Annotated in this window: 25 protein-coding genes; 9 read left to right on the plus strand and 16 right to left on the minus strand. The window is 43.4% G+C overall.

What is annotated here, in order from left to right:
- Positions 1-85: 85 nt before the first annotated feature.
- On the minus strand, positions 86-790 hold the full coding sequence (locus tag MSMAS_RS00990) for a (5-formylfuran-3-yl)methyl phosphate synthase (RefSeq protein WP_011033063.1): 705 nt from the start codon (positions 788-790) through the stop codon (positions 86-88).
- Positions 791-902: 112 nt separating this feature from the next.
- On the opposite strand from MSMAS_RS00990, the gene MSMAS_RS00995 reads away from it, so the two are divergent.
- Both MSMAS_RS00995 and MSMAS_RS01000 read left to right on the plus strand, forming a co-directional pair.
- The gene (locus MSMAS_RS00995) at positions 903-1,625 is read left to right on the plus strand and encodes a HisA/HisF-related TIM barrel protein (RefSeq protein ID WP_011033062.1); all 723 of its coding nucleotides are present in this window, start codon (positions 903-905) and stop codon (positions 1,623-1,625) included.
- 164 nt (positions 1,626-1,789) lie between these two features.
- Positions 1,790-2,062 (plus strand): hypothetical protein, encoded by a 273-nt coding sequence (locus tag MSMAS_RS01000; protein WP_011033061.1) that lies wholly within the window; start codon positions 1,790-1,792, stop codon positions 2,060-2,062.
- A gap of 151 nt (positions 2,063-2,213) precedes the next feature.
- On the opposite strand, the gene tmk is transcribed toward MSMAS_RS01000, so the two are convergent.
- Positions 2,214-2,834, minus strand: a complete 621-nt coding sequence (gene tmk, locus MSMAS_RS01005; RefSeq protein WP_011033060.1) for a dTMP kinase — start codon at positions 2,832-2,834, stop codon at positions 2,214-2,216.
- 157 nt (positions 2,835-2,991) lie between these two features.
- Between tmk and MSMAS_RS01010 the strand changes: the two genes are divergently transcribed.
- The gene (locus MSMAS_RS01010; protein WP_011033059.1) at positions 2,992-3,654 is read left to right on the plus strand and encodes a DUF166 domain-containing protein; all 663 of its coding nucleotides are present in this window, start codon (positions 2,992-2,994) and stop codon (positions 3,652-3,654) included.
- Between the two features lie 91 nt (positions 3,655-3,745).
- Positions 3,746-4,156 carry a DUF2111 domain-containing protein gene (locus MSMAS_RS01015; protein ID WP_048039624.1) on the plus strand — a complete coding sequence of 137 codons (411 nt, stop codon included), beginning with the start codon at positions 3,746-3,748 and terminating at the stop codon, positions 4,154-4,156.
- Between the two features lie 198 nt (positions 4,157-4,354).
- Here the strand turns inward: MSMAS_RS01015 and MSMAS_RS01020 are convergent, their stop codons facing one another.
- Complete coding sequence (locus tag MSMAS_RS01020) at positions 4,355-5,185, minus strand: F420-dependent methylenetetrahydromethanopterin dehydrogenase (RefSeq protein ID WP_015411578.1); 831 nt, start codon at positions 5,183-5,185, stop codon at positions 4,355-4,357.
- A 402-nt stretch (positions 5,186-5,587) separates the two neighbouring features.
- On the opposite strand from MSMAS_RS01020, the gene serB reads away from it, so the two are divergent.
- Complete coding sequence (gene serB / locus MSMAS_RS01025; RefSeq protein WP_011033056.1) at positions 5,588-6,295, plus strand: phosphoserine phosphatase SerB; 708 nt, start codon at positions 5,588-5,590, stop codon at positions 6,293-6,295.
- Between the two features lie 40 nt (positions 6,296-6,335).
- Positions 6,336-7,193 (plus strand): coiled-coil protein, encoded by an 858-nt coding sequence (locus tag MSMAS_RS01030; RefSeq protein WP_011033055.1) that lies wholly within the window; start codon positions 6,336-6,338, stop codon positions 7,191-7,193.
- Between the two features lie 297 nt (positions 7,194-7,490).
- Here MSMAS_RS01030 and MSMAS_RS01035 read toward each other — a convergent pair whose 3' ends face one another.
- The 5 genes from MSMAS_RS01035 to MSMAS_RS01055 all read right to left on the minus strand — a co-directional run bounded on the left by MSMAS_RS01035 (position 7,491) and on the right by MSMAS_RS01055 (position 13,395).
- Positions 7,491-8,630: a radical SAM protein gene (locus MSMAS_RS01035; protein ID WP_193334236.1), complete on the minus strand. Its 1,140-nt coding sequence runs from the start codon at positions 8,628-8,630 to the stop codon at positions 7,491-7,493.
- Between the two features lie 161 nt (positions 8,631-8,791).
- Positions 8,792-9,949 carry an NAD(P)/FAD-dependent oxidoreductase gene (locus tag MSMAS_RS01040; RefSeq protein ID WP_011033053.1) on the minus strand — a complete coding sequence of 386 codons (1,158 nt, stop codon included), beginning with the start codon at positions 9,947-9,949 and terminating at the stop codon, positions 8,792-8,794.
- A gap of 28 nt (positions 9,950-9,977) precedes the next feature.
- Positions 9,978-10,919, minus strand: coding sequence for a UbiA family prenyltransferase (locus MSMAS_RS01045; RefSeq protein WP_048039626.1), 942 nt, complete (start codon positions 10,917-10,919; stop codon positions 9,978-9,980).
- A gap of 293 nt (positions 10,920-11,212) precedes the next feature.
- Positions 11,213-12,685 (minus strand): tRNA guanosine(15) transglycosylase TgtA, encoded by a 1,473-nt coding sequence (gene tgtA, locus MSMAS_RS01050; RefSeq protein ID WP_048039627.1) that lies wholly within the window; start codon positions 12,683-12,685, stop codon positions 11,213-11,215.
- Positions 12,686-12,807: 122 nt separating this feature from the next.
- Entirely contained in the window at positions 12,808-13,395 is a 588-nt protein-coding gene (locus tag MSMAS_RS01055; protein ID WP_048039628.1) for a pyruvate kinase alpha/beta domain-containing protein, read from the minus strand.
- A gap of 658 nt (positions 13,396-14,053) precedes the next feature.
- On the opposite strand from MSMAS_RS01055, the gene MSMAS_RS01060 reads away from it, so the two are divergent.
- Both MSMAS_RS01060 and MSMAS_RS01065 read left to right on the plus strand, forming a co-directional pair.
- Positions 14,054-14,803, plus strand: a complete 750-nt coding sequence (locus MSMAS_RS01060; RefSeq protein WP_011033047.1) for a proteasome assembly chaperone family protein — start codon at positions 14,054-14,056, stop codon at positions 14,801-14,803.
- A 4-nt stretch (positions 14,804-14,807) separates the two neighbouring features.
- Complete coding sequence (locus MSMAS_RS01065; RefSeq protein ID WP_011033046.1) at positions 14,808-15,197, plus strand: DUF473 domain-containing protein; 390 nt, start codon at positions 14,808-14,810, stop codon at positions 15,195-15,197.
- A gap of 366 nt (positions 15,198-15,563) precedes the next feature.
- Here MSMAS_RS01065 and thsB read toward each other — a convergent pair whose 3' ends face one another.
- The 3 genes from thsB to MSMAS_RS01080 all read right to left on the minus strand — a co-directional run bounded on the left by thsB (position 15,564) and on the right by MSMAS_RS01080 (position 18,846).
- Positions 15,564-17,192: a thermosome subunit beta gene (gene thsB / locus MSMAS_RS01070; RefSeq protein WP_011033045.1), complete on the minus strand. Its 1,629-nt coding sequence runs from the start codon at positions 17,190-17,192 to the stop codon at positions 15,564-15,566.
- A 672-nt stretch (positions 17,193-17,864) separates the two neighbouring features.
- Entirely contained in the window at positions 17,865-18,482 is a 618-nt protein-coding gene (locus MSMAS_RS01075) for a 4Fe-4S binding protein (protein WP_193334235.1), read from the minus strand.
- A 1-nt stretch (position 18,483) separates the two neighbouring features.
- Complete coding sequence (locus MSMAS_RS01080; RefSeq protein ID WP_011033043.1) at positions 18,484-18,846, minus strand: transcriptional regulator; 363 nt, start codon at positions 18,844-18,846, stop codon at positions 18,484-18,486.
- 417 nt (positions 18,847-19,263) lie between these two features.
- On the opposite strand from MSMAS_RS01080, the gene MSMAS_RS18510 reads away from it, so the two are divergent.
- Positions 19,264-19,437 carry a hypothetical protein gene (locus MSMAS_RS18510; protein ID WP_155395169.1) on the plus strand — a complete coding sequence of 58 codons (174 nt, stop codon included), beginning with the start codon at positions 19,264-19,266 and terminating at the stop codon, positions 19,435-19,437.
- Between the two features lie 169 nt (positions 19,438-19,606).
- Here MSMAS_RS18510 and MSMAS_RS17805 read toward each other — a convergent pair whose 3' ends face one another.
- The 5 genes from MSMAS_RS17805 to MSMAS_RS19680 all read right to left on the minus strand — a co-directional run bounded on the left by MSMAS_RS17805 (position 19,607) and on the right by MSMAS_RS19680 (position 24,795).
- A complete protein-coding gene (locus tag MSMAS_RS17805) occupies positions 19,607-22,063 on the minus strand; it encodes a PAS domain S-box protein (protein ID WP_162009646.1) in 2,457 nt (818 codons plus the stop codon).
- A 32-nt stretch (positions 22,064-22,095) separates the two neighbouring features.
- Positions 22,096-22,470, minus strand: coding sequence for a circadian clock KaiB family protein (locus tag MSMAS_RS01090; protein ID WP_011033041.1), 375 nt, complete (start codon positions 22,468-22,470; stop codon positions 22,096-22,098).
- Between the two features lie 5 nt (positions 22,471-22,475).
- Entirely contained in the window at positions 22,476-22,817 is a 342-nt protein-coding gene (gene kaiB / locus MSMAS_RS01095) for a circadian clock protein KaiB (RefSeq protein ID WP_011033040.1), read from the minus strand.
- Positions 22,818-22,976: 159 nt separating this feature from the next.
- The gene (gene kaiC / locus MSMAS_RS01100) at positions 22,977-24,401 is read right to left on the minus strand and encodes a circadian clock protein KaiC (protein WP_011033039.1); all 1,425 of its coding nucleotides are present in this window, start codon (positions 24,399-24,401) and stop codon (positions 22,977-22,979) included.
- An 88-nt stretch (positions 24,402-24,489) separates the two neighbouring features.
- Positions 24,490-24,795 (minus strand): ATPase domain-containing protein, encoded by a 306-nt coding sequence (locus tag MSMAS_RS19680; RefSeq protein WP_011033038.1) that lies wholly within the window; start codon positions 24,793-24,795, stop codon positions 24,490-24,492.
- Positions 24,796-25,172 lie beyond the last annotated feature (377 nt).

Genomic DNA, 25,172 nt, shown 5'->3' on the forward strand with positions numbered 1-25,172 from the left:
ATAATTATTTTTTGGCTGGCCTGCCTTAAAGACATGCCAGCACAGTTTTTAAATATTTTTTATTACTGCAGATTCACACTATTTTTCAGGCCTGGCACTCAGCCACCAGCTTTTCCACGAGTTCCTGCCTTATTGAAGTGCTCCGGTCTCCACCGCAGACCATTCCTCTAACACCAATTATATCCGGGCCTATCCTTTCAAGCAAAGGAATGTCCTCGAATTTCAGAGAGCCTGCAATTGCATTCTCAAGCCCGTAGCTGTGAGCAAGATCTGTAAACTCTTTCAGTTCTTTTTCATCCATGAATTCAAAGGTAGATTTTCCGTCTTTAACGCCTGTATCCACCATAACCACATCTACTCCGGCTTCTGCGGCAACTGCAGGAAGTAAAAGAGGAGAAATAGAATTTATGCGTTTGTAATCCGAATATCCTGAGGCAACAACCTTTTTTAATGGGTTGTAATCTTTTACAGCCCGTGTAATTTTCGTGAGCAGCTCAAGAGCCTGCGATTCGGTCTGAATATCGTAAAGTCCTACTTTTATGTAATCTGCTCCTGCGACTGCTGCTCCAAGAGCTGCAAGGGCAGCAGTTCCGGGTTTGTAGTTAAAATCGCCAATTGTCGCGCTTATTGGCTGCCTGCCGTTCACAACCGCTTTAACTTCTCTGATTACCCAGGGGAAATTGGCTCCAAGAGAACCTTCTTTAGGGTTTTTGACATCTACAATGTCCGCGCCACCTATAGAAGCGATAATCGCCTCCTCACTATTAATTGGACTTACAAGCAGTTTCATAGAAAGCCTCTAGCAAACATGGAGTTAAATCTTTTACACAGTATATTCTTTAATATATACAATAACGTTTATTTTATATTTTTTTATAGGATGATGCAACTATCAAATAAGTATGTTCCGACTAGTCTTTGTAATGGACATATTTAACCGTAACGTGGTTCTCGCAAAAGGCGGAATAAGGGAAAATTACCGGCCGGTCTCGGATTCAAGCGCTGTATGCAGGACCTCAGACCCCCTGGAGATACTTGAAATTTTACGTCCAAAAGAGGTTTACATCGCCGACCTTAATGTTCTTCAGGGAAAAGGTCCTCTTGATATGAATGCGGAAATTATCCGGGAGGTAAGTTTTAAAGCGGATACCATGCTTGATTCTGGTGTATCTTCTTCAAAAGACGTTGACAGAGCACTTTCTATTGCAGGAACCGCAGTTATAGGCACGGAGACCGGCACTCTTGAGGTAATTAAGGATTCAATCTCCAGAAATCCGGGACGTATCAGTGTCAGCATTGATATAAAACATGGGAAGCTTCTGAAGCAGGATCCCAAGATCCCTGAAGACCCATTTGAAATCGTAAAAATCCTTAACAGGCTTCCACTAAAAGACCTGATTTTTCTCGATCTCGACAGGGTAGGCACAGCTTCAGGATTTGACCCTGAGTTCCTGCGCAAACTGGCTGAGAGCTCAGCACATGACGTCCTGCTTGCAGGGGGTGTCAGGGGTATGAAAGATCTTTTTGCTCTTGACAGTCTTGGCATAAAGGGCGCTCTGGTGGCAACTGCAATACACTCCGGTGAGGTCTCTCCGGAAGTAATGACCCTGGGACTTAAAAAATAAGGTGCTGATTCGTAAATATACAGAAGATCTTTAACTCAGCTTTATGCCTCCGGTATATAAGGTATTGAGCATCTTATATAGCCCTACAGGTATAACCCATTTAATAGATTTATCTGGATTCTCAAATTTTTATCATAAATACAAAGAATTTATGAGGTTACAGTATGGCAAAAAGAAAAGTAACTGAGGAAAGTGTTGAAGAACAGGTAGATGAGAGCGAAGGAGTAAGCAGTGGAGACGGCTACGTGGAGATCAAGATGGGAGGAGGCTGGTACATGACCATCTCTCTCGCGCATAGCGAACGTTTCGAAAAGGAATATGTAGAGTTAGCAAAAGAGCGCGGGGGCATGAAAAAATCTCGATTTAATCTTAACCCCTCTCATGTCCGGATGCTTGGTGAAGCCCTGATCAAATTTGCGGATGATAACGGGCTTTGATCTTGATTTTTCTTCCTCTTTTTTATTTTTACATTTCATTAAATCTACTTTTCCCGTATCTGTTTCTCATTTCCCGTAATATCTAACTCAATACGTTGAATAAACTCAAAAAAATACGTTGAATAAACTCAAAAAAATGCGTTGAATAAACTCAAGAAATACGTTGAATAAACTCAAGAACCTTTTTAATTACTTTTTTCTCTACTTCTTCCTGGGGGCGAGAGGCATCTATTACCACGAAACGACCCGGATCTTCTGCGGCAAGGATAAGAAAATTTTCTCGGACATTTTGTAAAAACTCTATTTTCTCAAATTTGGTCTGTTCTCCTCGTTTTCCACACCTTTCAACTGCGATTTCAGGTTCTATATCGAAAAGAAAAGTAAGATCCGGGACAACTGTCCATCCTGAGTGCAGGCTCCTGACCCACTCAAGAGGATTCTCAAACCTGCTTTTAAGGGTAACTCCCTGATAAGCATAGCGGCTATCTGAATAGCGGTCAGAAATTACGTTTTTTCCATTTGCAAGTGCAGGCTTTACAAGCTTTGCCAGATGTTCCGCATGGTCCGCTGTAAAAAGAAACAGCTCAGCAAGCTGGTCAGTTTCAGACTGGATAGCATTTTCTACGGCAGTTCCTGTAAGTGTACCTCTGGTTGGCTCCCTGGTAAATACCGGGTCAAATACCTGAATCTCAGGGTTTTCCTGAATTTTTTTTGCAACTGTACTTTTGCCTGAACCATCAATACCCTCGAGTGTGATCAGTTTGCCTCTCATAAAGACCGCCTTTTTATCTTTTCTTAACAGGTTTTAACAGGTTTTATTGAAACGCGTTATCTGTATTTATAGCCTGCAGGAGCCAGTGGCAACTAACAGGACAGTGTTCCGGATAAAATGAGTATCTATTTATGTAAACATTAAAAATAGCTTAGTAATGACCATAATAGGAGTTATCACAAGGGGCAAGTACGGGCACCGCCTTATTGAAACCATAAAGGAACACAGTGACTTCTCGGTTGTAACTGCCGATCTGCCTGAGTTCGTGCCTGCATTCATTGAGGAGCCTGACGAATTCCTGGAAAACCTCAATTTCGACAGGAATGTCTTTTCTGCCGAGATCGTGATTAGTTATTCCCTTCATCCTGACCTTACTCAGGCAATTGCAAAGCTTGCCGCAGAAGCCGGGGTTCGATCTTTAATTGTTCCTGGAGGACCTTCCAGGGCATCAGTCCCTGAACTTAAAAAGATTTCAGAAATTTCCGGAATGGATATAGAAGTAGACGAAATTTGCTGTACCCTCGAGCCCAACTTATACAATAAGCCCTTTGCTGAGATTTTCGGGTCTCCTGTTCTGGAAGTCAGGACTGAAAACGGGAAAATCGCTGAAGTTAAGGTTTTAAAAGGAGCTCCCTGCGGGAGTACGTGGCATATGGCAAAGGAAATTGTCGGGGTGCCTGTAAAGGATGCTCCTCCGAAAGCCGGCCTCTTAATCCAGCACTATCCCTGTAGGGCGGCAAGGGGTGACCTTGGAGGTATTCATGAATCAGGAGAATTGCATAAACAGGCGCTGATAAAAGCCCTTGAAAATGAGAAGTGATTATATATTCTTTGGAAATATAATCTAAATATGGCAAAAAAAATGGAGTTCATTTTTCAGTTATGAAATTCCTGTTTTTTGCCTGTACTGGTTGCCAAATATCTTTGGGGGTGAAAACATTATTTCCCTATGTATCTCAGAAGATTCAGGTCCTGAAGAACTTGAGTCAATAGCAATTGCAATACATTCGTTAACCGGGCTCCCTACAACCATCAGAAGCCTGAAAAGAAAAGGCCTTAGACTGGAAAAGGGAAAAGTTATTGACAGGGACTATACAGGTCCTGTACTTGAAAAAGTATTAAAAGCCGACAAAGTTATCCATGAAGCTCCTTCAGAGGGCGTGTATCGCGGTAAACATGTCGTAGTTGCTCCTCTTCATTCCAGGGATGGTAAAATTGTTGCGGCTATAGGGATTGTTGACCTTCTGGCTACAATTGACCTTTCATCTGTCTTTTCGGAATACGCATCCGTGCTGGAAGAAGTTGAAGATGCAAAAAAATGACAGCGTAAAATCTATACAAAATTGAAGACTACCAGAAAGTCTTCTAAAGAAGCAACAAACTAATTGTATTTTTGCTGGAGGACTTTGTCCCTATCTCTTTTAATTGAGAGGGACATCTTTTCAGTCCCTCCAGTTTTAATAACAGGTTTATTTCAGAAATAATAACAGGTTATTTCACAAATGATATTTTTTCCAGAATTACTCTGGCTTTTCATATAACCTGACTTTTTTCAACACGGCTCCGTTCTTTGCATGGGGCATCCTGGAGACGGTGTCATTGGATTTCTCTATTTCTCTTGCCTGGTTTGCGAGCTGTGCTGCAGCTCCCATAATCTCATGTCCGGCTGCGGCTGTAAGGCATACCTGCTCGATTTCCTTCAACATGAAGCAAGCAGGGAAGTTGACCTGAGCAACCTTTTCAGCCATGTGAAGGGCAGCAAGAGCTTTTGACTTTGCATAGGGGTTTGCAAAGCCTGCATGTTCGACACATTTCTCGGGTTTAGCGAAAATGTGCGGGAGTTCCAGGTCCTTTCCTGACTTTCCGGATGCGACCTGTTCTGTCACTTTGTCAAGTTCTTCCTGGATAAGTCTTACAACACCACAGATGGAAAGCACTTTCATAGCGTCGGCGTTAAAGGATGCCATCTCGACAGAGTCAAGGAACTCCCTCTTTGCTCCGATAAGGGGATCTACCGGCAGGATAATGTATCCGAAACCTTCCTGCTCAAAAGCCTCACGAGCTTCTTTTTTCGTAGGGCCGTCTGAAACTATGATGCAGGGTACATCTTTCCAGATTTCACGGGCTGCGGTAGGTCCTGGAGCTGCTGCGTTCGGGCTGATAATTACCACGAAGTCAGCATTCCACTGCTTGAAGCTTTCAGTGTCTGCAGCATCGGCAGGAGCCATTTTAGCACCGGTACCAAATACTCTTACGGTGATTCCTTCTCGTGCTGCAATTTCATCCTGGATCAGATTAATAACCTGGCTCATTCCCAGGTTGCCCATTTTTATAAAGCCTATGTTGACCATTTTTTTCAAAATCCTGTGTTGACCTTTTTCTCAATAGTGGAATTCCCAAAGGGTTTATAATCCTTTTGGCAATTTCCTTCCCTTATCACCTTTATTTTATATATATCTACTCTATTTATCATCATTATTCGATATATTTTGCAGCTCCTCCGAAAAGCTTAAAAGGGATGTGATTTATTTCAGTCAAAAACGTTGACATCAATGCTGTTGTTTTGTGGTTTTGTTTTCGCGAAACCCGCATTATAATTTGACAAACTTATCCGTTGGTGGGCTTTTAATGTCAGGGCATATATATTATCTAAAACTGTGGGGGTACCTCTGAAACGGTACTTCGGGCAGTATGCCCTATTTCGGGAATTGTCCCGCTATATCTATAGATATTCAGGTCCAGGTTTTGATTGAGTGAACTGTCCTATAAACGATTCTACTGAAAACAAACTCATTGTTTTTGATATGGATAGCACCCTTATAGACGCTGAGACTATCGATGAGCTCGCCAGGGCTGCAGGTGTTGTAAGCAAAGTAGAGGAGATTACGAATAGAGCGATGCATGGAGACCTCGATTTCGAGCAAGCGCTTGCAGAAAGGGTCAGACTTCTTGAGGGTCTTCCTGTGGAAACTGCCCTTGATGCTGTAAACCAGATAAATCTAATGCCGGGAGCAGCAGAACTTGTCCTGTATGTCAAAAGTCGGGGTTATAAGACTGCTATGATTTCCGGTGGGTTTACCATAGCCGCCGAGAGGATAGGTAAAACGCTTGGTATCGATTTTGTTGTTTCTAACGAACTGCTTGTGGAAGATGGCTATCTCCTGGGAGAAGTTGTCGGCCCTGTCACACAAAGTGATTCCAAAGCAAAGGTGTTCGAGGAACTGGCACAGCTCTACAATGTCAGGCCCGAGCAGTGTGTGGTTGTCGGGGACGGCGCAAACGATGCCTGTATTTTTGAGATAGCAGGTTTTGCCATAGCTTTCAATCCAAAGCCCATCCTTAGGGAGTATGCGGACGTGGTCATAACAGTAAAAGACCTGAGGGCCGTAATCCCTGTTCTTGAATCTCTTTCTTATCAATGTTGTAATCAGGCACAGCATGTCGACATCGAACACTACTAAAATGCCAGCTTTTTTGCTGGACCGGGAGGCACAATAAGAGATGCTAAAGGAATTGCAGAAAAAAAGATCAGATTTGAAGGACATTTCTGAAGAATCCAAAGAGAAGAGGAATACTCTTAACGCTGAAGCCAGCGCTCTCGCCGCAAAGCGCAACGAACTCAACAAGAAGACGAAAGACCTTATCAACGAAGCCCAGGAATTAAAAGTTCTCAGGGACGAGATTAACGAGAAAGTCAGTGAGTACAAGAATAAGCGCGACGAGACCAATGCCAGAGCAAATGAACTGTTTGCAAAGGCAGACACCATCAGAAAGCAGAACAACCTTGGCGGGCCCTCAATCAAAGCCTTAAGGAAAGACATCGATCGCCTTGAATTCGCCCAGCAGACAGAAGTACTGAGCACCACCAAGGAAAGAGAACTCGTTGGTAAGATCCAGCAGCTTCAGAAACAGTACCATGTTAAAAAAGTCCAGCTTGAGAGCAACCTCGAACTGAAAAATATCCTGGACGAAGCCCAGAAAATCAGGGATGAAGCTTCAGTGTTCCATGACGAGCTTGCAGAGTATGCAAGGCAGGCACAGGAATACCACGAGAAGATGATTGCAGCTTTCAAGGAAGCTGACAGAACCAGAGCAGAGTCAGATATTGCACACAGGGAATTTGTAAAAGCCCAGGAAGCAGCTGACGAACAGCACAAGATTTTCATCAACGCCCAGAAGGAAATAAGAGACCTTGACAAAGAAATCTTCAAGCTTAAGAAGAAAGACAAGGATGGAAAGTCCCGTGTTGTCAAGTCGGAACTCCAGAAAGATGCAAAATCCATTTTCGAGAAGTTCAAGGGCGGAGCAAAGCTCACCACTGAAGACCTGATGACTCTTCAGAGGTCTGGTTTAGTCTAATCAATCTCACAAAATAGATTCGTTGAATCTTTAATTTCAATTGCAAGTGAAAGCAGCTTTGCTCTCACCTGCACCTATTTTTCTATTATCAGAACCTTGCCGGTATCTGTTTGTTCTGCGAGTTAAGTTCCGTGCAGCCTGTGCTTTAGACTAGCTGCTGCGCAGGCAAGCTCAGACTACATATGTCGTATGAAAAAAAGGAATTCCTGTTTTCTGGCTTCCAGTTTTGCCTTTTGCCGCTTCGACTTTTTTACCCTGCCTGCTCGAAAAATTCAAAATTTGCTTTGAGTCTGAAGCTCATTCTGGAAGTTTCAGATATTTCTCTCTGAACTCCGGATTCCTCATAAGGCAGCATTTTGCATTATATGCGGGGTCTTTCCTGATTTTTTTCCAGATATCCTTCACCCTGTCTTTGTGGACATTCCCGTAAGGAATGGGGATACATGCGCAGGGCAGAATGTTTCCTTCTGGCGTGATATGCAGCCATTTCCTGCCTGCCATACAGCCTGTTGTCCTCATAACCAGCGGAATCGGAAAAATTCTCGGGCCTTCTTTTTCGTGTGCCTGAACCACAAAGTTATCAAATTTTCTCATATCCTTTGGGGTCATTATTTCGGAGGCGTGGTCCATCCACCTGCCTGTAGGCACTATCTCATAGAAAGAGAGTTCATGGGCTCCGAGGCCTGCTGCAAGGTTATAAAGCTCATCAAGTTCATTGACATTGTCCCGTGAGAGCACCACGTATATATTTACAAGCAGCCCTGCAGCAAGCCCATTTTTAACTGCTTCAACCGCGCTTTTGAATACTCCCTTCCTGCCCCTTACATAGTCGTGTTTTTCTTCATATGCGCTGTCAAAACTGACCGTAAGAGAGTAAAGCCCTGCAGCCTTGAGGCTCCTTGCGCGTTCTTCTGTCAGCCCAACCCCGGAAGTGAACATTCCGGTAATGGCTTTTTCAGGGTCAACGTAGCTTATAAGCTCTTCCAGACCTGGATATGTCAGAGGTTCTCCCCCGTCAAAGATAACAAAGGTCGTACCCATTTCGAGAACCTGGTCGATCACATCCCTGACTGTTTCAGGTGAAAGTTTCGCTCTGTTCTTCGTATCAGGAAGGGCACAGTGGATGCAGTTGTTGGGGCAGTCCTCTGTAATCGAGATTGTTACCTGGTCGGGAATGTTTTTCCCTATCATTGATGAAAGCTGGCTTTTAACAAGGCGGTCAAAGCCAGAACTCGGGATCGGGGGCATCCATGTAGAATAGATCAGGCGGTCAGCCTCTATTCTTGCAGGCTTTTCGCCGTTAAAGATTGAGATATTTGCCTTAAGGACGTTTTTCATCAGTGGAGAGACTGCCCCGCCTGTTTTCATCGCAAGGCATCCGTCTTCAATTTCGGCATAAACCCTGAAAAGGGGATTTTTGTAAAACTCGTATTGCATATTTTCCCTGCATCTGGATTTCTGGTGGCTTTTATTTTCCGTGTTGTTCAATTACATGTTTCAGTTCTTCTTTTTCAGTAGTTCCGGGTACTTCTTTTCAGCGCCTTAGCTTTTGTTTACTTCTTTCGTTGATTTATGTTTTTGTTAGTTTATTTTGCTGTTTATTTGTTTCTCAGAAATGCCCCGTACCTGAGCATGGCTGAAGGCTTCTTCTTCAACATGAACGTAAAAACCTGCATAGCCTGTTCAAAAGCGCTGCCGTGGATAAAGGAGAGGTCTTCGTTTTCAAATATTTCTGCCATCTCATCGATTTCCCTATCAGTCATCTTCCTGAGAGTCTCAAGCCCTATACGGCCCACGTAGTGCTCTGCCCTGAATTCCTTTTCCCAGGTTTTCCTGTATTCCGAGAGAACACTTTTTGAGACCTCACCTTTCTTTACGGCATCCGCTGCCACGTCCCCGCATATCTGGCCTGCCCTCATGGCATATCCTATCCCGGACTGGCCTGCAGCTCCTCCAACCACCATTATTCCATCCCTTATATACTCCCCGGGTATGGTTACGATAGGGTCTCCTCCGGAAAGTTTTCTGACAACCTCTATTTCTTCAAGCCCTTTAAGCTTTTTAAAACGCTCGACCCATGCATCCAGGTAAGGGGTCGCGTCCTTTCCGCACCTGCGCACATAAGCACCGATAGCTGCGTTATTGCCTCCCCTGGGCGCATATGTCGTTTTCCAGCCAGGGGCATGGTTCCCGACATAATACTCAAACATTTCAGGTTTGCCCAGTCCTGAAGCTCTTATGTCCAGCTCGGTTCCCCAGGCTATATCTTCAGGGTATTTCATTGTTTTCAAACCCAGAAGAGAAGCCATTTTCGAATTGATGCCGTCAGAAATTATTACAAGTTTCGACCTGAACCTCCCGGCAGAAGTGCTAACAGCAAATTCCTTTCCTTCTCTCCAGATATCCTTTGCTTCGATTCCTGTCCTGATATCAACACCGATTTTAGCGGCTTTCTCTGCATAAAACCGGTCAAACTTTGTCTTGTCAATGGAATAGCCGGGAGTTTCCACTATTACTTCGTGTCCTTCCGGGGAGATGATTTTCATCCCTTTGAGGTGGTGAACAACATAAGATGCGTCTGCCTTTTCTCCGCACCTGTCAAGCATTCCCTTAAAAAAAGAATTTGCAGGGTGGGGTGGATTCCCTATCTCTTTTTTCCTTTCGAGCAAAAGCACATCCACACCTTTTTCACAGGCATTTCTGGCGGCCATGAGCCCTGCAGGAGATGCACCGATTACAATTATATCTGCGTCCATTTTTTTCTATCCTTCCCAACAGGGATTTTTACCAGAGTATGGAGGTATAAGACCCAATATATATGCAGAGCACAACATCCAGAATCATTGACCCGAACATTACTGCCCTGTAATTTGAGCCGTTAAGGAAAAGTGCGCCGCCTCTCTCAGGCGTCGGGTGTTTTATAAAGTCAATGCACTGAGCGAGCATCCAGAGTCCTGAAGCAAGGGCTCCTGCAAAAAATACCGGGCCCAGATGTGCTGACCAGCCTATGATAACCGAGGCAATAACCCCTACAATCCACCAGAAGGTCACAAATCTGGCGGTAAAGGGGATCCCGAAGGTTACGGGCATTGTAGGTGCACCCTTTAACCTGTCCCCTTCCACATCCCTGGCAACTCCTCCGAGTGTAAAAGCCCAGTCAGTAACGCACATCATTAGACCGAAACAGATTGCTGGGAGGGGCAGAATTACTCCATCACTGCCTTTCAGGATCCCTGCCGGGTCAAATGCAAGCCATACCCCGATAGGCACGAGACCATAAGATATCCCCACAGGCAGAAAACTTAGAAAGGTGTTTCTTTTTGCAAAGATCGAGTAAATTGTTATGGTTGCAGCTGCGATAAAGAGAACCACAAGAGATTCAGGGTTCAGGTAAAAAGCAGCAGCTCCCGCAATCAGTAAAAGCAGCCCGGCATATAGCATTGCTGAGTTTTTCGAAACCTTTGAGGAAGGAAGGGGCCTGCCTGGAAGATTGATCGTGTCTATATCAATATCACAGCAGTCATTGAAGACATATGAACTGGTTATGGCCGCAAAGCCTCCGACTACGGCAACCAGGAATGGGAGAATTTCGGGGAGCTCTCCGGTTGCCAGGTAAGAAGCGAGAATTGCACTTGAGGCCGGGAGGGTAAGGTCCATATAGTATAGTTCGGGCCTCAGCAGCCGGAGGTAGGGACTGAGCTCCCCTATTCTTGCTGTAAGGGACAATAGTTTCACCTTTGGTTTTTCGGTTTATAAGGAGTTTTCTGTATCCGGAATTTCGTGTTTCGGGATTTTTTCGGTTTAAGAGCTTGTTTACAAATAGTCCTATAAACTTTCGCATTTCAAAAAAGTTTCCTTTTTCTTTTTTACCGAAAGATTCTGCCAATGCGGGAGAGTTGAAAGTTAGACAATTGGAAGGGTTATTGAGCAGGGTTCTAAACCTAACCGATATTCCGCCCTTCAATTCTCAAAAATTTAATAGAAGTCTGTTCTATTCAAGTTGCAGTCTTTAAGCCTGCTTATTCTTTTTTCCAGGCTTCCCTGTATACAAGCTTTGCCTTTTTTCCGATTTCTTCAATTAAAGGATGCTGGAACTCTTTTTCGCAGATAAAGGTAAATTCTGCCCCGGGATTCAGATCCATCAGTTTAATTGTATTTGACAGGGACGTGCTGAGAGCTTCGTAGTCCGGAAATTTTGGAACCTCGGCATTGAAGGGATACACTTCTTCCATTTCTGCCGGGAAGGCCCCGAATGGAGCTTTAAATGTCAGAATCCGGTCATAGTCCTTTTCTCCTTTAACCGGAGATGTACGTATGATCGCCGAACCTTCAATGCTGAACCTTTCCAGGCGCTTCCCGAAACGCAGAACCTCAGGTCTGGAAGCAGACTCCGGCCCACAGTAGAAATAAGTGCCTTTAGTTGCAGGATCAAACTGTTCCAGCCATGCAGAGTGAGTATAGAGCCTCTTCAGACCGTCAAGGAGTTTCGGGTGGGCACGGCAGCGCTGCTCAACAAGCTCAAGCAGTTTTCCGTCCTTAATAGACTGTTTAATAAGCCGGATTTCCGCAAAAGTCGCATAAAGGTTATGCCGCCCGAGAAGTTCTTCTTTATTTTTAGCTTTTCTTAATTCTTCGGCAGTATATCTGGAGCAGACAGGACAGGAACAGGGCAGGTAGTTCAGTTTCTCCAGGTGGTATGTCCCGTTTGAGGTAATATAACGACCATCTTTTGCGTAAAGGGCATAAGCTGCCGAATCAAAAAGGTCGCAGCCAAGGGCAACTGCAAGGGCAAACATCATCGGGTGCCCTGCCCCGAAAAGATGGACAGGTGAGGTTGGAGAAAGTCCTTTTTTGGATGCTGCAATTACATCAACAAGCTCTGCATAACGGTAGGATTCCATGAGAGGCACAACTGCTCCCAGGGGATAAACTTCAAAATTCAAATCTTTAAGGTGGGATGCAGCCTTTTCCCTGAGTTCCGGATATGTTGAACCCTGGACAGGACCTGCGAGGAGCTGTTTGCTCTGGATGAATTTACGGGCAGCTTCAAGGCGCTCGGCTGTGGTCGCAAGTTCTTCTTCCGCTCTTCTAAAATGGACATCCGGAGGGGTCGGGATATCAAGTGGGACTATAATGTCGCTTCCTATTTTTTCCTGGAACCCGAGGATCTCTTCATTTGTAACTTCCACAGACCCGTATACTGAAAGCTGGAAAGAGCCGGAGTCTGTCATAATCGGGCCGTCAAAACCCAGTAGCTCGTGTAACCCTTTTTCAAGGGCGACAGTACGCAGTTCTTCTTTCCTGTAAATAATGTAGGAATTGGTGATCAGAATCTCTGCCCCGAAACTTCTCATTTCTTTCGGGGAAATAAGCTGGATGTTCGGATTGATAACAGGCATGACTGTAGGGGTCTCAACCACTCCGTGAGGAGTCCTGAGTTTTCCTATCCTGCCGCCTGCGTCCTTATCGATAATTTCAAATATTGCTGACATGCCGCGGTTATAGATGCCGCTCAGATATATTTATCTTTGGGGATTGGAAGGAGTTCGGGACAGATAAAAAGCTGCATCTGTCTTTCTTATCCCCTTTTTTCTTCCCCCAATCTATTTCAGCATCAGTCTTCTTTTGCCCTTGGCATTGCGATTATTTCCCTTACCTGAAGGGAGAAGAAGTCATTGCTGTGAGCCGGCTTCAGCACAAGAGCTACATCTGCACCCCATCTTGTTCCTCCTATAGCGATGATTTCAGTATCATCTGATACCGGGATGTGACCTGAATCCGCTGCCATAATGGCAACTTCTATAGCCACTTTGAAACCTTTTCCGAAGAGGGAGCGAAGGGTATCTGATATTACTTCGATCCTTGAATATCCTCCGAATTTCTTTGTGATGGAACGTTCTATACCGGAAAACATGTGCGACTGGGTAGTAATCACTGCTCCAAGCTCTTCGAGTTTCTTTCTGTACTCTTCTTCCACTTCCCATTCGCCTTTCTCTTTCTGACCGTACTGGTGACTAACCCCAATTACCTTTATGTTGCTGCCTTTTACCGCCTCTGCCATTTTTAAGGCAGTTTTTCCGCTTGTACTGGCAACTACGATACGTGAGATTCCAAGCTCTGCTGCTCTTTTTGCTGCAGCCCCAATAACAGCTTCGGTGTTTTCTTCTCCTACTCTGTCCAGATAAAGAACTGGTTTTTCCATAAATTACTCTCTCCTGTAGTCGGTTTTTATTTTTTATGAGCTTTTTTAATTGATTATTACAATCGCTTTGTGTTTTATTCGGCTTTCGTGCCTATTGAGCTACTTTACTAATTCTGCCTTTACTTATCCCGCTTTTATTTATCCTTTTTTTATTCATTCAGCTTTTATTTATCTTACTTTTATTTATTATGCTTTTATTTATCCTTCTTTTATTTATTCTGCTTTTACTTGTTCTGCTTTTACTTGTTCTGCTTCTATCTTTGTTTCAGCTTCACTTATGGATTGCTTTTACAACTATTTTTTTTGCGGATTTCTCTTACTTTTCTTCTTTCCTGTAAACTTCCTATATTCTTTAAGGCCTTCTTTAAATTCGGTTTATATCTGAAATATATAGCAAACGCCGGATGGGGGAAACATAACAATTAGAATAACTGTTTCTGATCAGAATTATTTTTTCTCTGTAGTAAGAAGAAATATATATTAAAAGGATTCTCTTTTAATAAAAAAGAGGGTTATGGCATCCGAAATCCCGGAATCATCGATATTTTTTTATTGATGCCTGTGCAGAAGGTAGTACAGGTCCGGGCCGGCAAGAAACTTGTTTATTTAGGATTAGATCAGATATACTCATAGGGGTTGTATTTCATGAGGTGGTTTTTTGTCAACTACGACAGACTATGACGACAATGACGTGAAGATTATTACGAAACCTGTACAATCAAAAAATCCTGTTTTGATTGAAGGTTTTCCCGGAATCGGGCTTGTGGGGAATATTGCAAGTCAGCATATCATCGAAGAGCTGAACATGGAGTACATAGGCTCCATTGATTCCAGGTATTTCCCCTCAATCGCGGTGCTTTATGAGGGGCTTATAAACATGCCTGTAAGGATCTACGAAAATGTAGAGCACAATCTCATTATAGTTATTTCCGACATTCCTATCAGCCATTCGGTTTCCTACGATGTAAGTAATGCTCTTGTAGACTGGGCTGAGGCTATCAATGTAAAAGAGATTGCTTCCATTGCAGGGATTGCAATTATGGACGGAGGCCATAAGGTCTTCGGAGCAGCTACCACTCCGGAAATGCTGGACAAAATCAGGGATAAGGTCGAGATTTTCCAGATGGGAACTATTTCCGGAATTTCGGGCAGCGTAATGGCTGAATGTCTGCTGCGTGGGATTCCTGCAATCAGTCTCCTTGGGGCTACGAGGACCCAGAACCCTGATCCAAGGGCTGCATCTTCTGTTATTGGAGTCCTCAATGAGCTTTACGGGCTTTCAATCAGCACTGACAGGCTCATAGAACAGGCCGAGCGCATAGAAATCGAACTCCAGAGGCTTGCTGAAGACGTTCAGGCTACCGAGCGGAAAGGAGAAGTCAAAAAGGAGTTCCCAATGTACGGGTGATCTCATGGAGTACATTACGTTAACAGGAATTGCCGACTCCGTGATCGAGATCCTGAAAAAGCACGATCTCAGGACTCTTGAGATCCGAAATCCGCAGAACTTCTTTGGAGTACTAGGACTCAATGCAGGAGACAGTGTTCTCCTGACTTCCACAAGCCTTCAGGATCTAACTGATGGGACCCAGGGGCTTATAGCAAGAGTTGTCCAGAAGCAGATCTCAGTCCACTCTTTTGTAAGCTCAAGTGAACTCTATATTGAAGAGCGAGAAGCTCTGTCAGCACGCATTCAGCTTGAATGCAGATGTATGGCAAGGGTAAGGAACGTTATCTCAAACGAAATAGGAAAACCCGTTATAGTAGACGCAAGGGAGATCTCCTGCTACGAAGCCCGTTAAAGTTTATTTGATTGGTATACTTGCCAGAACCCAGTTCCGAATATGTTTTTTGGAGCCATTAACCCTCTTATAATATTCGGCTTTAAAATCCGGATTATTGTGGCTAATTTTTTGAAAAAAACGTATTCTCTTTAATTTTCATTTAATTTTTAGTAAGTATTCTCAAAAAAGAGGTGTCTCTTAAAAAGGGCATCTATATAATGAAATTTATCTGAAGCCCCAAAATTTTATCCTGAATCACTTCAGGAAAGAAATTTATTTGCCTTCCAAGTAAAAAATTTTTTAAAATGTTTTTGAAAGAGGATGCCGAAAAATTAAGCTTTTCCGGCAACCTTCTGTTAAGTTTTGATTTTATTCTAAGTCTCTTTACATCATGTCTTCCATGTCGCCGCCTGGCATTCCGCCTGGAGCTGCTCTTCCGCCGCCTGTGGAAGCGATAACATCATCGATCCTGAGGACCATGATTGCAGCTTCTGTTGCTGCATTAATTGCCTGGGTCTTGATTCTAAGGGGTTCGACCACGTTATTTTCAAACATATCCTCGATCTTGCCCTTGTAGACGTTAAGTCCAGCCCTCTTGTTTCCTTTCTCATGCTGTGAGCGCATTTCTACAAGCATGTCAATCGGGTCAAGCCCTGCATTCTCTGCAAGGGTTTGCGGGATAACTTCCAGAGACTCTGCGAATTTTGTTACTGCAAGCTGTTCCCTTCCTTTGAGGGTTGCTGCATATTCTTTGAGCCTGAGGGACAGTTCTATTTCTGGGGAGCCGCCACCGACAACAATCTTCTGGTCTTCTAGGGCAACACCAACGACCCTGAGAGCGTCTTCAAGGGCTCTCTCAAGTCCGTCCACAACATGCTCGGTTCCGCCGCGGAGAAGGATAGAGGTGGTCTTGCTGTCTTTACAGCCCGTAACAAAGGTCATCCTTGAACCTGTGACGTCCTTTTCTTCCACCATACCTGCATAGCCGAGGTCGGATTCGTCGATTTCGTCCAGGTTGGTGATGATTCTTCCGCCTGTGGCTCTGGAGAGCTTGTCCATGTCACTCTTCTTTACTCTGCGCATTGCGAAAATGCCTGCTTTTGTCAGGTAGTACTGGGCGAGGTCGTCAATTCCTTTCTGGCAGAATACTACGTTTGCGCCGGTATCAATCACTTTGTCTACAATTTCCCTGAGCATTGCTTCTTCCTGGTCGAGGAAAAGCTGCATCTGGTCGGGAGTGGTGATCTTTATTTCGGCTTTGGTTTCTGTCTTTTTGAGTTCGATTGGCACGCTTAAAAGAAGGACCTTTGCATCCTTCACAACTTCCGGCATGCCGGTGTGGACGCGTTCCTTGTCGACAATTACACCTTCGACAATCTCAGAGTCCTTAATGCTTCCGCCTGGCCTCTTTTCTGTTTTAACATCTTCTATGTCGACAGTGATCTTCCCATTTTCATCTTTCTCAACAATGGACTTGATTGCACGGACTGCAAGATTGGAGAGGTGAGCCTTGTGGGATTCTGCACCCTTTCCAGTGATGGCTGTGCCTGCGATCTTCTCAAGAGTCTCTGTGTCTTCAGGGGATGCGCTGATTGTAATTGTGTCAAGGATCTTTACAGCCTGGATTGCTGCGAGCCTATAACCGCTTGCGATAACAGTCGGGTGTACGCCGCTTTCAAGCAGGTCTTCTGCCTTTGTAAGTAACTCTCCTGCAAGTACGGCTGCTGTGGTTGTCCCGTCTCCTACTTCGGCATCCTGGGTCTTTGCGACTTCCACAATCATCTTTGCACCGGGGTGCTCGATGTCCATTTCTTTCAGGATGGTTGCTCCGTCATTTGTAATGACGACGTCTCCCATCGCATCTACAAGCATCTTGTCCATACCCTTTGGCCCAAGAGTCGTTCTTACTGCTTCAGCTACAGCTTTTGCGGCCATGATGTTATTGTGCTGAGCGTCTGAACCGTGGGTTCTCTTGCTGCCTTCCCTTAATATAAAGATCGGTTGTGCTGCCAAAAATTCAATCTCCTTTTTAATGATATGAAATAGTGTGAATTTCTATTAGTTGTATTCCTGAGCACTTTTTTTTGTGCTTAATTTTCCTATTCTTAATGCAAGCACTTCTATATAAGAATTCCTCTGGAGGAAAGGTTCCTAATCTGGAAAAAAGGGTCTGCTGGTTCTTTTAATAGGCTCGAATTTCTCCTCCCGAGTTCTGCTTCCCCAGTTCTTCCTCGGGAAAGAAAATCATGGATTTTTCCTGTGAGCGGATTTTGCTTAAAGGGAAAACTTCCAGATTATTTCTAATAGTGGGCTGAACTCAAAAAGACTGATAAGTATTGATTATTGCAGCTCAATATAGAGGACATTTTTAATTTAAAAAAGGAAGTAGAAAGACCTGCAGATACAATCGATTGAAAAAATACTTTATAAGGTGTAAAAAAACCAGTTTTTATCTGAAAAAGGGTTAATCGATAGAATTCTGGTTTTTTCCCTTCTATTTACGGATTTTATCTTTCGTTTTTCTGTTTTTCCTGATGTAACTCAGCGACGTTTTATCAATTCATAACTATAAAAATAATTTAAGTCGATAATGACCTTAATTAATAATAACCTAAGTCGATAATGATCTTAATTAATAATAACCTATGTTAATAACGGTCTAAGTTAATTATTAAAGTTAATAGTTTAGAAATGGAGGGCATCTCTGGGGCAGATACTCACGCAGCGCCCGCATTTTATACAATCGGGATTTGCTCCGGTCTGGCAAATCTTAAGCTGCATGGGGCAGACTTTTTCACATTTTTTGCAGTTAACGCATTTATCTTTTTCAAGTTTCAGCTGGTACTTATTCCCTCCAATAAGGCGCTGGGCGGTCCCCATGGGGCAGAAAGAACACCAGGCTCTGGGGCTCAGGAAAGTTCCGAGGAGAACTGCAATTGAAGTGGTTACAAGGCACATCATTACAAAGATCATGCCTATCTTTTCAAATGTATTGAGGCCTCCGATAGTGCTTGCTACCCTGTAGCCCATAAATCCCATCATCAGGAAAAATATTGGCAGGCGGACCCAGAGACTCCGGAATGCATCGGGTATTTTCCTTTTCTTTGAGATTTTACTGACTCCAAAGTCCACAAGGCTACCTCTAGGGCAGAGATTTCCACAGAACCATCTTCCTCTGAAAGGGCTGCTCAGGAAGATTGCAGCAAAGATCAGCAGCATAAAGTAGCCGAGTGCAGGATACCAGAGTCCGCCGATAGAAACGATCAGTACAAGTATTCCCAGGTAGGGTGTGATTTTGAGTATTTTATTCGCCTCCGTTTTCCCATTCTTTCAGTTCCTGTCCGAGTCTATCAGCCCAGGACTGGACGATTTTTTGAATGATATTCCTTATCTGGTTTTTTGAATATATTTTATAAATGTAAACATAGCCCCCTCCGTCAAGGTTTTGCTGCGATCTCTGAAGGATCTCTTTCTCATGCAGCTTTTTTACGGAGCGCTGGACTGTAGAAACATCAAGTTTCAGAGATTTTGAAAGGGCATCAGTATCAATCCATCTGTCAGGTTCATTTAAGAATGACTTCATAACATTCAGATCAGCTTTTGTAAGGTTGAGGGCGCACTTGATTACATCCTCTACTTTGAACTCTTTGCAGGCAAAATCTATCATTCAATCCCTCTTTTATTTTGCAGTACTGTATTATTCTGTCCGTAGTACTTATATACTGGCAAGTACTGCAAAATAAAGCTAAAAAACTGAAGTACTATATTTTTTGATTCTGTTCTCCAAGCTTATGTTACAGAGAATAATAAGCACACAGAGGGAAAATAAGATACGGCAAATGTGATCCTGAGAAATCGATGAATATTCCTCTTTATTAAACTCATAAGAATCGGAAAAAAATCTATATGGTGACCTGTTTTTTATTTTTTGCCCTAACCTCTGCATAAGGACTGTCTCGACAACAATTTTGGATCGTTTAGTTCCTAGCATCTGTCAGGCTTAGATGGATTAAGGTATGTACCTGAGTCTAATAGCAATATTTATTATTATATTGCACCAATTATATCATAGGGGAAAATAAAAATGGGGGAAAATAGAAATTCATCTGCAATTGGTATTCTAGTATTCATCATATTTGTTGTGATAATGCTTGCAGCATTTAATACAGCGAACAATTTAACGACAGGCACAGTTTTAGGTACAATTCTTACCGGGCTTTTTATAGGATTTTTAGTAGCTGCCGCAATAGAGCAATAATAAATTCTTGGATTCCCAGTATCTGGCGAGCCAATTCTAAACTTAAAACTAATTTTTGGATCTTGACTTAAGTAATAAATCGAGCTACTGATCGGAAAAGTAGTTATGGAACTTTTGTGGATATTTAAGTGAAAACGGGTTTTGAATAGACAGCCATAAATTGAAGAGCTTACGGCTCTTTATCCCCAAACCAGATTGTAAATTCTGTCCCGCAATTTCTACTGAGCTCTACACAGCCGTCTATTTGGTCAACAAGGATATTTACAAGCTGGAGCCCTAGAGAATCAGCATTTTCGATCTCTATTTCTTTTGATATGCCCTTTCCATTGTCAGCCACTCTGAGTATGTATCGGAAATTATCTATTTCGTTGCAGTGCTGGTCCGAGTCTGATACATTGTTTCCTTTGTCAAAAGTCTCAGCTCTTCTCAGGCTTATATGGACTTCGCCTTCGCTTCCAGCAGGGAAAGCATGCTTCAGGGAGTTTGAAAACAGTTCATTTACAATGATACCAAGAGGGATTGCTGTATCCATATCCAGATATACCTGCTCAAGATCCATTTTCAAGCTGATATTGTCATTTCCTAGATTATATGAGCTGAATAGATCAGCAGTGAGTTTGCGGAGATAAGCTGCAAAGTCAAGGGTGTCGTTTTTATCTCCTTTGTAGAGCTCTTCGTGTATCAGAGCCATTGAAGCTACACGGTTCTGGCTCTCTTTCAAAGTTTCAAGCATCTTTTCGTCACTGAATCTTTCAGCTTCAAGACTGAGAAGAGAACATATAACCTGCAGGTTATTTTTGATTCTGTGGTGGATTTCTTTTATGCGGATTTTGTCCATTTTTTCCAGGGTTTCTTCAGCTTTTTTACGCTCCGTAATATCCTGAACTGTTCCTCTGAGTTGGACAGGATTACTTTTCTCATCAAAGACAACTTTGAATTCCTCATGGACTACACGCTCCTCCCCATTGTTCAGGACAATCCTGTAATCAATACTGGAGAGTTTTCCCTCTAAAGCCTGTTTAGCTGCCTTAATTACTCGGTCTTGGTCGTCAGGATGTACACAATTTAAATATGTGCTATAAGTTACTCCAAATTCCTTAGGCTTAAATCCAAAAATACGATAAACTTCATCAGACCAGTGAACTTCATTAGTTATAAGACTCCGATCCCAGTTTCCGATGTGTGCCATTTTTTGAGCCTCAGCAAGACCTCTTTCGCTTTCTTTTAATGAGCCGTAAGCCTTCTCAAGCTCTATCGTGCGTTCCTGAACTAATTTTTCCAAATTGTTGAGGGTTTGTTTTAGTTTAACTTCTGCTTCTTTTCTTTCGGTAATGTTTGTAAGCATCTTCATAGAGCCCATAAAATTGCCATCTTTATCAAAAAGAGCTTTAGCACTTACAATTGTCCATAGAGGCGTACCATTTTTGCTTATTAATTTTAATTCATGATCTCTATCAATACGCTGCTTTCCTTTTTCCATACTCTGCTTGGCAGCTTCTTTTCCTTCATCACCGGTAAAGTCCCATGCAGACCTTCCAATTATTTCTTCATGATTGTATCCCAGCATCTCTGCCATTCTCTGATTAACATAAGTAATTCTGGCTTCAGGGTCAAGTATCCATATACCTTCGTTTGCTGTCTCTACGATATTTCGGTATTTTTCCTCACTCTCTTGAAGCTCCCTTTCCATTTTCTTGCGCTCAGTGATATCCGTGAGAGTTACTACACAGCCTATTATCCTGCCATTGGAGTTTCTGAGAGGTCCTGAATTTAATAGTAAATGGAGCTTCTGGTTGAACTTCTGGCAACTTTTATATTCTAAGATTGCTTCCAATCCAAGGATGGTATCTCCTTTCAGAGCAGAGGAGACCGGAAGAATACTTTTTCCTGCATCTTTTCCTTCTGAGAACCGGATATCTATGATATCTTCAAATCTCTTGAACGCCGGATCGCATTTACAGACCTTGGACACTGTGTTGCTGAAATATGTGATCCTTCCAGTCGTGTCGCAGACTACTATGGCTTCGGCAGCCTGTTCTATAATTGACCGGGCCAGACGTTCAGCAGCAACTATTTCTTCATTCTTCTTCTGCTCAGTCAGGTCTGTAACCACAAGGCACCATGCACTTGGTGATCCCTCGGACTGCAATGAACTGATAGACAGGTATACTGGTACAGACGTACCACCCTGAGCCCTAAATTTCAACTCCCCTACACTGTTTTTCTGTTTCAGGAGTGCCTTAAAGGTAATAGCATCTTCTGGCGCAATAAATCCATAAATAGACGTACCTACTACAGCCCCGGATGACATCTTTGTGAGTTCTGCAAATTGGCGATTGCAGTAAAGAATAGTACCGTCGGAGGCAAGGGTGGCAGTACCCTCATTCATTGCCTCCACAAGAACACGATATGCACGGTCGGCACTATCCAGGGTGAAAATCAATTTTTCTTGAGGTCCAGGTATAATCAGAGCATCCAGATCCCCCTCACTGATGGCACGCCTGAGTTCTTCAGCCTCTTCCAGCCGCATTTTTAGATCCTGTAACTCTGCTTCCAGGGCATGATTTTTATCTAACAGCTTCTGATATGGCACGTTTCCCTGGTCTTTCGCCAATTTTGAACTCATATTTACAACGCCCTTCCCCAAAAATTGCATTTTTAGCATTCTTTATCTTTTTTTGATTTCAGGTCCATCCCCATAAGGACCCTTTCGGTATCTGACATGCTGCCTATGAGCTTTCTTAATGGTGGAGGGAGCTCTTTTATAAGAGTAGGAGCTGCCACTATCTGCTCATCTCTGGCAAAGACAGGATGCTGATAGATATCAATGACCTCAAGCTCATACTTGCCGGGCGCATACTCTTCAAATATATGCTTGATATTGTTTATCGCCTGTATTGATTTGGGCCCCATCCCTGCGACATAGAGGCGCAGAACATATATGTTGTTATCTTCTCCTTTGGCAAGGGCTTCTTCAAAGGCTGCTGTTGAGTCCTTAACATCTGACTTTCTGGCCTCTTCGGTATCAGACATTAGCATCACTCCACAGGACGCAAATCCAGGCCTACCAGGACTCGCTCCGTATTCGAGAGATCTCCTATAATTTTCTTTATTGGTGGAGGGAGTCTTCTAACCAGTGTTGGAACAGCTAATATTTGATCTCCTTTAGCCAGCTGCGGGTTCTCCAGAAGATCGATGACTTCAATCCTGTACCTGCCGCCCAGATGTTCTTCGCAGATTTTCTTTAAGTTGGCGAAGGCTGTCAAACTCTTTTTAGTCTGACCAGCTACGTATAGCCTCAGGATATAAAATTCCTGCTCAGACGTCGTATCAGACTCGAGAAGCTCGGGCCCGTTTTCGCTTTGTGCCGCATTTCCCATATAATTTCCACCATTTGAACATAAGAAGGAGCAATTTTTCCCTGGAAGCCCCCTTCTCTTATTTTTTGAACCCCATACATTTTTAACATAGACTATTGGATAACGAAAATGTCCACTTGCCCGGGTTTTGAGATTGTTGCCTGCATAAACCACGCCCATTCAGGGCTTATCGGCTTTCCTTATTCGAACCAGCTCACTTCTGCCAGTTGCAAGCGCTTCGTTCCTCAGTTGCTGGTCGGAGACAAGCCTGTCAAGCTCCTCTTTCAGCGTCTCATATTCAGAATTCAAGCTGGCAATCTGGGTATCCAGAGATTTGAGCCTGGTCTCAAGTTCTCTCTTTTTTCTATCAGCATTCTGTCTTTGAGCCACTGCCTCTGCCAGTTCTTCAGCTTCCTGGACTGCTTTAGAAGAACCCATAAGCAGATCACCGGATGGGCCCAGATACACATCCTGAATCTCTATACCATGATCAGTCAGCAGATACTCCCTTATCTGGTTTGAATGTCCCATGCCTCTCGACTTAATAACAGATATTCCACGATTGCGCTCATTGCTGTTCTCGAAGAAGCGAAGGTTGACCCAGGTATCCATAAGGGAAGATATGCCCTCAGCATTAATGCCAGCAGTACTTTCGTGTTCTACCAGGCTTGTGCACACAGCAGTAATATTCCTGAGCTTTAAGTAATCGATAAACCTGGTGAGCATGAGCCTTACATCGGTCTGAGTGCCCACATTGGTCAGGTTAGAAATGGGGTCTATGACTACAACATTCGGTTTGAAGGTGTCAAGGAATTTGCGCATTGTAATCAGATGCATTTCCAGCCCGTACGCCATAGGTCTGGATGCATGGATCTTCAGAAGTCCAGAGTCTAAATAAGGTTGGAGGTCTATACCTATGGACCTCATGTTCCTGATTATCTGGTCTGGAGACTCTTCATATGCGAAGTACAGGCAGCTTTCCTCCCTTTCACATGCAGCTTTACAGAACTGGGCTGCAAAACTGGTTTTTCCTGAACCAGCTGTTCCTGAGATAAGTATGGTGGTACCGCGGTAGTAACCCTGCCCTCCAAGCATCGTATCCAGGCGCGGTATGCCCGTAGATATTCTTTCTCTAGATGCCTCATGTTCCAGGCCCAATGAAGTGATAGGCAGTACCGACATTCCGTCTTCCTCTATCATGAAGGGATACTCATTGGTGCCGTGCTTTGAGCCTCTATACTTAATAATGCGCAGGCGCCTGGTTGCAATCTGTTCCTCCATTCTGTTATCCAGGAAAATTACACAGTCTGCGACATACTCTTCCAGTCCGTATCTTGTAAGAGATGTTTCTCCTCTTTCCCCGGTGACTATAGCTGTTACACCCCTGTCCTTTAGCCACCGGAAGAGCCTGCGGAGTTCAGAGCGCAGTATCGCTTCGTTCTGGAAACCTGAGAACAGAACCTCAAGTGTATCCAGTGCAACACGTTTGGCACCTATGGAATCTATAGCCAGCCCGAGCCTTATGAACAGTCCTTCCAGGTCATACTCGCCTGTTTCTTCTATTTCGCTCTTATCAATACGAACATAATCAACTACTAGTGTCATGAACATTTAGTCTTTGGTCATTTTATAAGTTAAGAATCGTTATGTATTGACATAGAAATACTATAAATTATGCTCAATAATTAAATTGTCATGACACTAGCTTGTTTCTGGCTTCCAGGCTATCCAGATTGAATCCCAGAGAGGCAAAATTCTCTGCCAGATCCTCAGCGGTCTCCTCAAAAGCCATGAATACCCCCGGCTCGCCGTAATTTTCTGCTCCTTTAACCAGGAATTCCATAGCCATAAGAATCTTTCCCGAACCCGCACTTCCATACACCAGGGTCGTGCGCCCCTCAGGCAGTCCCCCATAAGTTATATCATCCAGACCGCTTATGCCTGTTGGGGTTTTCTTCAAACTTTTTTCTTTTAAAACTCTGCCCTTTTCTTCGACCATTAATTCCCCTTCTCACTCTCTGGTGCATAAAATACATTACTATAAATTCTTATTTTCCATTAAGTCTTTCAGCATTGAAAATTAAGCTATGTAATGCTGTTCTTGTAAATAATAATAGGGCTCCGTATTTCAGAAACAGATCTTCTACCCTGACGAAGGATTTTCTTTCCTCCAGTCACCTCAACTAGTAATAAAACTTTAAGACTTCTATTTTGTTTTGATTCAATTTACCCTAAATTCTCACTCATGAGATCAGGAATCTTTCCGAAACCTTCTTGGTAAATAGTTTCTCCTTGATAATAAGTTTTGAAGAAAAGAACAGATATCCGGAAATTTTACATCTTATTTTTATATAAATAATCGAACAGAAACGTTTT

The sequence above is a fragment of the Methanosarcina mazei S-6 genome (genome assembly GCF_000970205.1).
Lineage (GTDB): Archaea > Halobacteriota > Methanosarcinia > Methanosarcinales > Methanosarcinaceae > Methanosarcina > Methanosarcina mazei.